The sequence below is a fragment of the Ciceribacter sp. RN22 genome (assembly GCF_024054295.1).
Taxonomy (GTDB): domain Bacteria; phylum Pseudomonadota; class Alphaproteobacteria; order Rhizobiales; family Rhizobiaceae; genus Allorhizobium; species Allorhizobium lividum.
The window spans coordinates 1,206,511-1,213,328 of record NZ_JAMXLD010000001.1; the positions used below are offsets into that span (position 1 = coordinate 1,206,511).

The 6,818-nt window shown below is 65.0% G+C and carries 7 protein-coding genes; 3 read left to right on the forward strand and 4 right to left on the reverse strand.

Going from position 1 to position 6,818, the window contains the following annotated elements; genetic code table 11:
* Nucleotides 1-74 precede the first annotated feature (74 nt).
* Nucleotides 75-1,568 (reverse strand): glycosyltransferase family 39 protein, encoded by a 1,494-nt coding sequence (locus NHF53_RS05990; RefSeq protein ID WP_252833495.1) that lies wholly within the window; start codon nt 1,566-1,568, stop codon nt 75-77.
* A 146-nt stretch (nt 1,569-1,714) separates the two neighbouring features.
* Between NHF53_RS05990 and NHF53_RS05995 the strand changes: the two genes are divergently transcribed.
* Entirely contained in the window at nt 1,715-2,689 is a 975-nt protein-coding gene (locus NHF53_RS05995) for a lysylphosphatidylglycerol synthase domain-containing protein (RefSeq protein ID WP_252833496.1), read from the forward strand.
* 34 nt (nt 2,690-2,723) lie between these two features.
* Here the strand turns inward: NHF53_RS05995 and NHF53_RS06000 are convergent, their stop codons facing one another.
* Together NHF53_RS06000 and NHF53_RS06005 are read right to left on the reverse strand one after the other, a co-directional pair.
* On the reverse strand, nt 2,724-4,226 hold the full coding sequence (locus NHF53_RS06000) for an AMP nucleosidase (RefSeq protein WP_252833497.1): 1,503 nt from the start codon (nt 4,224-4,226) through the stop codon (nt 2,724-2,726).
* A gap of 83 nt (nt 4,227-4,309) precedes the next feature.
* Nucleotides 4,310-4,486: a hypothetical protein gene (locus NHF53_RS06005; protein WP_170141798.1), complete on the reverse strand. Its 177-nt coding sequence runs from the start codon at nt 4,484-4,486 to the stop codon at nt 4,310-4,312.
* Between the two features lie 269 nt (nt 4,487-4,755).
* Between NHF53_RS06005 and NHF53_RS06010 the strand changes: the two genes are divergently transcribed.
* On the forward strand, nt 4,756-5,448 hold the full coding sequence (locus NHF53_RS06010) for a glutathione S-transferase family protein (protein WP_252833498.1): 693 nt from the start codon (nt 4,756-4,758) through the stop codon (nt 5,446-5,448).
* A gap of 85 nt (nt 5,449-5,533) precedes the next feature.
* Here the strand turns inward: NHF53_RS06010 and NHF53_RS06015 are convergent, their stop codons facing one another.
* Nucleotides 5,534-5,869, reverse strand: coding sequence for a DUF2147 domain-containing protein (locus NHF53_RS06015; RefSeq protein WP_114361898.1), 336 nt, complete (start codon nt 5,867-5,869; stop codon nt 5,534-5,536).
* Between the two features lie 547 nt (nt 5,870-6,416).
* On the opposite strand from NHF53_RS06015, the gene NHF53_RS06020 reads away from it, so the two are divergent.
* The gene (locus NHF53_RS06020; protein WP_114361899.1) at nt 6,417-6,683 is read left to right on the forward strand and encodes a sel1 repeat family protein; all 267 of its coding nucleotides are present in this window, start codon (nt 6,417-6,419) and stop codon (nt 6,681-6,683) included.
* Nucleotides 6,684-6,818 lie beyond the last annotated feature (135 nt).

Below are 6,818 nucleotides of genomic sequence, written 5' to 3' on the forward strand. Positions count from 1 at the left end.
TTAATGCCTTATCCCGATAGGGAGGAAAAGCAACAACATGGTGAAAAGCTCATGAAATCCGGCGCTTTCGGCGGTCATGTCCCCTTCGGGACCATATAGGTGAAGGCGACGTGATAGAGGTCGCCCGTCCGCCCGTAATGATAGGGCACGGCGACCTCGCCCGTCTCGCCGACCGTGAAGGCCGCGTTGCCGGCGATCCACGAGGCGAGCACCTCCGGCTGACGCGGATCGGGCTGGCCGTCGCGCGTACGCCAGACGACGAGCACCGGGCGGGAGGAATCGACCACGGGATCGACGGGATTCTGGCCCGGCACGGAGACGGGCAGGTCCGGCCGGTGCAGGCGGATATTGCCGGCCATCTGAAGGTCCGACGTCAGGACGAGAGCGGGAGCGGCCGGCGCTTCCGCAAGAATATGCTCGATCGCCGGGCCGTAGGGCACGTTGATCTTCTCGTAGCGGCCGATCAGTCCGAGCACGGGGATACGCAGGAACAGCACCGCCGGCACCAGCACCATGACGGCGAGTGCGATCGGCAGGAACCGGCGGAGGCCGGCGGAGACGTCGGTTCCGGCGGCCTCGGCCTTCAGCGCGAGATAGAGCGGCAGCGCGAGGTAGAGCGGCGTCAGCCAGCGGTCCTTGATGCTGGTGGCGCCGAAAAGCACCATCAGCACCAGTGCCGCGGCGGCGATCAGGAAGATGCGGGCGAAAAGCCGCGTCCACGCGCTGCGGGCGCGCAGGATCGCCTTCAGGTCTTCGCGCAAGGTGAGCGCGAAGGGCAGCAGGGTCAGCGCCGAGAAGCCGATGAAGGCCAGAAGCAACGACACGAGCCCGGTCAGGATCTGTTCGGCTCGGCCCGACGTTTCCTCCGAGGTGAGCTTGCCGAGTGTGCGGCCGGTCGCATCCCCGACATGGTCGAGGAACCAGAGGCCGTGCGGCAGGAAGACGACGACCGCGACGAGGCCCGCGAGAAGGATGCGCCAGTCGAAGAGGCGGCGGCGGAAGGCGGGGTCCGGCAGCACGGCAAGGGCTGCGGCGGCCGGCAGCAGCACGAAATTGTATTTCGAGATCACGCCGAGGCCGACGGCGAAGCCGGTCAGCAGGTAGGAGAGGGTGGTGCCGGTCGTGAGCGTGCGCAGGAAGGCGTAGAGAAAGAGGCTGGTCGAAAAGATGACGGCGACGGTGTGGCTGAGATCCCGCTGCGCCTCGAAGCTCACCTGCGGGATGGTGAGAAGCCCGAGGACGGCGACGATCGCAAGCTCCCGGCTTCGAAGCACCGTCTTCGCCGCCAGCCCGAAGAAGACGTAGGAGGCGAACAGCATCAGGTTCTTGAGGAGGGCGAGCGAAAAAAGCGTCGGGCCGAGGAGGGCGACCACCCCGTATTGCAGCCAGTTGTAGAGCGGCGGCTGCGAATTGTAGCCGGCGGCGAGCCATTGCGCGAGGAAGAGCTGTTCGCCCTCGTCGAGGTCGAGCGAGCGCGGCAGCAGGAGCCGCAATGCCAGATTGATCGCGAAATAGACGGCAAGCAGCGCGAAGACGAGATTGGGACGCTGCCTCAGGGTTGCGAGCACCGGGATGTCCTTGTCATTGCGTCTTCCGGGCGGCGGCGGCGCGAGGCGGCCCGGGCGCGGGTGCAGGGCTCCGGAAAACTCTGGCGTTTGTTGGCGCGGTTGTTATAGGAACGGGTCCCCAAGTGCAATCCGGAAGTGCCTGGCCGATGCAGACAGACGAGAAAGCCGCAGCGCCGTCGGCCCTTGCGCGCCACCGCGTGACGATCGTCGCGGTCGCCGCCGTGCTCTTCTATCTGGGCTTCGTGCAGTATCTCTGGGGCTGGCGGCAGATCCTCGGCCAGTGGAACGAGATCGGCTACGGCCCGGCAGTGCTCGCCTCGGCACTCCTCGTCTCCACCTATTTCGCGCGGACCTACCGGCTCTACGACTATTTCCCTGCCGAGACCAAGGGACGCTTCGTCGAGCTCTTCCATGTGGCGCAGGTCCACAATCTCCTGAATATCATGCTGCCCTTCCGCAGCGGCGAAACCAGCTTTCCGCTGCTGATGCGCTCGGAATTCGGCGTGCCGTTGCTGCACGGAACCTCGGCGCTGCTCGTCATGCGGCTTCTCGATCTCCATGCGCTGCTGGCAGCCGGCGGGCTCGGCCTCGTTGCCGCTTCCGGCAACCGGGCGCTGGCGGGCGCCGTCTGGCTCGCCTTCCTGCTGTCGCCGCTTCTCGCCTATCAGCTCAAGGCGCCGGTCCTGGCACTTGCGAAGCGCCGGCTGACCGGCAAGCTGCTCCGCATCACGGAAGGGCTGGAAGACGGCCTGCCGGCCTCGACCCTGGGGCTCGTGTGCGCCTGGGGCATGACGGTGCTCAATTGGGGCGTCAAGGTTCTGGTGCTGGCCTGGGTGCTCGGGCTTATGGGCGTCGGGCCGATCGCCGCGGCCTTCGGCGGCGCGCTCGGTGGCGAGCTCTCCTCGGTGCTGCCCGTCCATGCGCCGGCCGGCGTCGGCACCTATCCGGCGGGCATTGTCGCCGGTGCCGTCTCGCTCGGCGCGTCCACCGCCCGGCCGGCGATGGACATTCTCGGACGCGCGAGCGTCAACCTGCACCTGATCCTGATCATCTCGGCGTTGCTCGGCACGCTGCTTTCGGTGGCGCTCTCCACGCTCGACCGTCTGCGGCGCGGCGGCTGAGGCCGGGCAGAGACTGCCCGACTGGCCGTTTGCCTTACTGGAAGGCCGTTTCGAAGAAGCTTCTGAGCTTGCGCGAATGCAGCCTTTCCGGCGGCATGGCGCCGAGCTTCTGCAATGCCCGGATGCCGATCTGCAGGTGCTGGCTGACCTGCGTCCGGTAGAAGGCGGTCGCCATGCCCGGCAGCTTCAGCTCGCCGTGCAGCGGCTTGTCGGAGACGCAGAGCAACGTCCCGTAGGGCACGCGGAAGCGGAAGCCGTTGGCGGCGATCGTCGCCGATTCCATGTCGAGGGCGATCGCGCGCGACTGCGACAGGCGCTTGACCGGCCCGCGCTGGTCCCGGAGTTCCCAGTTGCGGTTGTCGATCGTCGCGACGGTGCCGGTGCGCATGATGCGCTTCAGCTCGAAGCCCTGGTAGCCGGTGATTTCCTCGACCGCCTGTTCGAGCGCCACCTGCACTTCGGCGAGCGCCGGGATCGGCACCCAGACTGGCAGGTCGTCGTCGAGCACGTGATCCTCGCGCACATAGGCGTGGGCGAGCACGTAGTCGCCGAGCCGCTGGCTGTTCCTGAGGCCCGCGCAGTGGCCGAGCATCAGCCAGGCATGCGGGCGCAGCACGGCGATGTGGTCGGTGATCGTCTTGGCGTTCGACGGGCCGACGCCGATGTTCACCATGGTGATGCCGGCGTGACCGGGCTTCTTCAGATGGTAGGCCGGCATCTGTGGCAGGCGCGGCGGTGCAAGCCCGGTTTCGGGCTCACTGTGGCCGGCCGGCGTCTCGACATTGCCGGGCTCGACGAAGCAGGTATAGCCACCGCCGCCTTCGGCCATCAGGTTGCGGGCGAAGGCGCAGAACTCATCGACGTAGAACTGGTAGTTGGTGAAGAGCACGAAGTTCTGGAAATGCGCCGCACGCGTCGCCGTGTAGTGCGAGAGCCGGGCGAGCGAATAGTCGATGCGCTGCGCGGTGAAGGGCGCCAGCGGATGCGGTTCGCCGGGCTGCGGCTCGTATTCGCCGTTGGCGATCTCGTCGTCGGTGGTGGTGAGGTCCGGCGTGTCGAAGATGTCGCGCAGCGACAGGTCGGCGAGCCCGCTTGCCGCCGCCTCGACATGGGCGCCCTCGCCGAAGGCGAAGTGCAGCGGGATCGGTGTCGACGATTCCGAGACGAGGACCGGCACCTGGTGGTTGCGGATGAGAAGCGAGATCTGCTCTTCGAGATAGTGGCGGAAGAGGTGCGGCTGGGTCACCGTTGTGGTGTAGAGGCCCGGCGACGTGACATGGCCGTAGGAGAGGCGGGAATCGGCATGGCCGAAACTCGTCGTCTCGATCGCCACCTGCGGATAGAAGGCGCGGTAGCGTCCGGAGATCGGCGCGCCCTTGGCAATCCCGCCGAAGGCGTCGATCAGGAAGGCGGTGTTGCGCTCGTAGAGAGCCGTCAGTGCGTCGACCGCCGGCTTCGCTTCGGTGAAAACCCGCGGCTCATAGGGCTCGGGACTGATGAAGTTGATGGGTGTCTGTGTCGAGATTCGCTTGTTCATGCTCCATTATAGAGTGGACTTTCTGACAAGCAAACGACGTGAGGCCGCCGGCGGTGGAAAGAGCGGCCTGCGTCCGCCGGCCCTCAACTCATCGACTGCCGCTGCAGGCTGACGAAGAGGACGAAGCCGGCGCCGGCCTTGCCGATCACCGGACCCTCGGCCTTGGCGAACCCGAAGGCCGTCAGCGGGCCTAGGAGGAGGGCGGCGAAGAGCGCGATCCTGAGGCCGGAGGCAGCGGACTGGAGGAGCGTTGCGGACATGATCGGTTCCCTCGGGAAGGCGTTTTTGTTTTCGATGATGCCGTTTTGACACGCGGCGTCTGAACGCTTGCTGAGACGGCGGTTCATCGGCCGTTCATCCGCGGGGCGGTCACGCGGACGTGAGGCGGAAGAGGAGGCACCGGCCTTGACCGCGGCGATGTCCTTCCCAAATTGTGGAGGCATTCCCGATGCACGACCGGCCAAGGGCCGGCAAGACGATCCGAAATCCCTTTGCGCCGATCCGGCAAACCTTCTTAAAGGAAACATTCATGGCCGCACCGATCGAACTCTATTACTGGCCGACACCGAACGGCTGGAAGATCTCCATCATGCTCGAGGAACTCGGCGTGCCTTACGAGGTCCGCTATGTCGATATCGGCAAGGGCGAACAGTTCGCGCCCGACTTCCTGAAGATTTCCCCGAACAACCGCATGCCGGCGATCATCGATCCCGACGGCCCGGGCGGTGCGCCGATCTCGGTCTTCGAGTCCGGTGCCATCCTGCAGTATCTCGGCCGCAAATACGGCAAGTTCTACCCGGCGGAGGAACGCGCCCGCGTCGAGGTGGAAGAGTGGCTGTTCTGGCAGGTCGGCGGTCTGGGGCCGATGGCAGGGCAGGCGCACCACTTCCGCCAGTATGCGCCGGAGAAGATCGAATACGGCATCAACCGCTATACCAACGAGGTGAACCGCCTCTACGGTGTGATGAACAAGCGGCTCGCCGACCGCGCGTTTCTGGCCGGTGACTACTCGATCGCCGACATGGCCTCGATCGGCTGGGTCGTGCCCCACAAGAACCAGGGTCAGGACCTCGACGACTTCCCGAACCTGAAGCGCTGGTTCGAGACGATGATGGCGCGTCCCGCCGTCGAACGCGGCATTGCCGTCGGCCAGGAGAAGCGCCGCAACGTCGCGACCGACGAAGAGGCGAAGAAGGTGCTGTTCAACCAGACGGCCCGCTGAGCGGCGTACTTTCGCCAGAGCCGCCCATGAAAAGGCCCGGCGATCGCAGGATCTCCAGGCCGTTTTCGTTCTCAGACGGGTACGATCAGAGACGTGACCAGGTCTGACTCTTGCAGAGGATCGAGAGCACGCAGCCCTTCATCTTCAGCGCGTTGCCGGAGACGGTGCCGTAGCCCGAATAGGTCTTGTCCGTTTCCGGATCGGTGATCTCGCCCTTGTAGCTCTCGCCGTTGCCGCTCATCTTGCCGATCTGCTTGCCGGCGAACTTGCCGCTCTTCAGCGTGACGCAGAAAGCGCCGCCGCAGGGCGCGATCTGCGCCGTGGAGCCGCTTGCCGTCTTCCAGTTTCCTTCGATCGGCTCGGCGGCCTGAGCCGAAACGGCTCCGAACGCCATCGCCATCGCCAGTATGATCTTCCGCATGTGAATCTTCCTCCCGAAATGATGCCCCAAGGCAGTGCGGACGGCCCGGCTTTCGCGAGGACAGAGGACGCTCGACCCTTCCTCGCCCACACCGGGGCCGTCTCGACGTGAAAAATTATCTTACGCAAACGTAAAGGTAAATAGGCCTTTCCGCCCAAAATCTCGGGGGTCGGCGCGGTGTCCTTGCCGCGTCTCGCCGCGTGAGGATGCTGAGGACAATGGATTTCGTGGTTAGCGTTCGGTTGACGGCGAAATCTGAACGGAAGGTTAAAGGTGCGCGGAATTCCTTAATTTCCAGAGCTTCCGATGCTTAACGAAAACCCAATTTTACGAAGCATTTGTACTTTGTTTTCAGCAAATTAAGCATGGCTTTTAAGCGCCCGTTGAAGGCCCTGTGGCATAGTGGAGCCATCAAACGAGCAGGGAAACTGCCGCTCCGGAAGCCTCCGAAAAACGCCGCAGAAAGACGGCCGGGAGGCGGACGGAAACCCCGCAAGGGGAAAACAGGGAAAGAAAAGAAACGACAGGCAAGACAGGGACAAAACCGATGGCACGCTCAGACATGCAGACTTCCGAAACGACCTTCGCGGCAGGCGACCTGCGTCCCGAAGCGCTCTGCGACATGGGGCTCATGTATGCGACGGGCCGCGGTTGCGATCCTGACCTCGTCTCGGCCCACAAGTGGCTGAACATCGCGGCGATCCGCGGTTGCGACCGCGCCGCCGAGCTCCGGGCCGATCTTGCCCGGTCGATGAGCAAGGCCGATCTCGCCACGGCCCTTCGCGAAGCCCGCGAATGGATGACGATGCACTGAGCGGCAGCAATTCTCCCCCGGCACCCGCCGGGGGACCTGAGACACGACCCTGGGGGAAACGGGGGTACGTGGGAGGGTTTCGGAAACGGAATCCGAATGACGAAAGGGCCGCGACCGGCAAAGCCGGCGCGGCCC

What these genes read in the sequence shown, in the direction of transcription:
- NHF53_RS05995 (WP_252833496.1), top strand. Translation starts at nt 1,715, where the DNA reads ATGCAGACAGACGAGAAAGCCGCAGCGCCGTCGGCCCTTGCGCGCCAC.
- NHF53_RS06000 (WP_252833497.1), bottom strand. Translation starts at nt 4,226, where the DNA reads ATGAACAAGCGAATCTCGACACAGACACCCATCAACTTCATCAGTCCC.
- NHF53_RS06005 (WP_170141798.1), bottom strand. Translation starts at nt 4,486, where the DNA reads ATGTCCGCAACGCTCCTCCAGTCCGCTGCCTCCGGCCTCAGGATCGCG.
- NHF53_RS06010 (WP_252833498.1), top strand. Translation starts at nt 4,756, where the DNA reads ATGGCCGCACCGATCGAACTCTATTACTGGCCGACACCGAACGGCTGG.
- NHF53_RS06015 (WP_114361898.1), bottom strand. Translation starts at nt 5,869, where the DNA reads ATGCGGAAGATCATACTGGCGATGGCGATGGCGTTCGGAGCCGTTTCG.
- NHF53_RS06020 (WP_114361899.1), top strand. Translation starts at nt 6,417, where the DNA reads ATGGCACGCTCAGACATGCAGACTTCCGAAACGACCTTCGCGGCAGGC.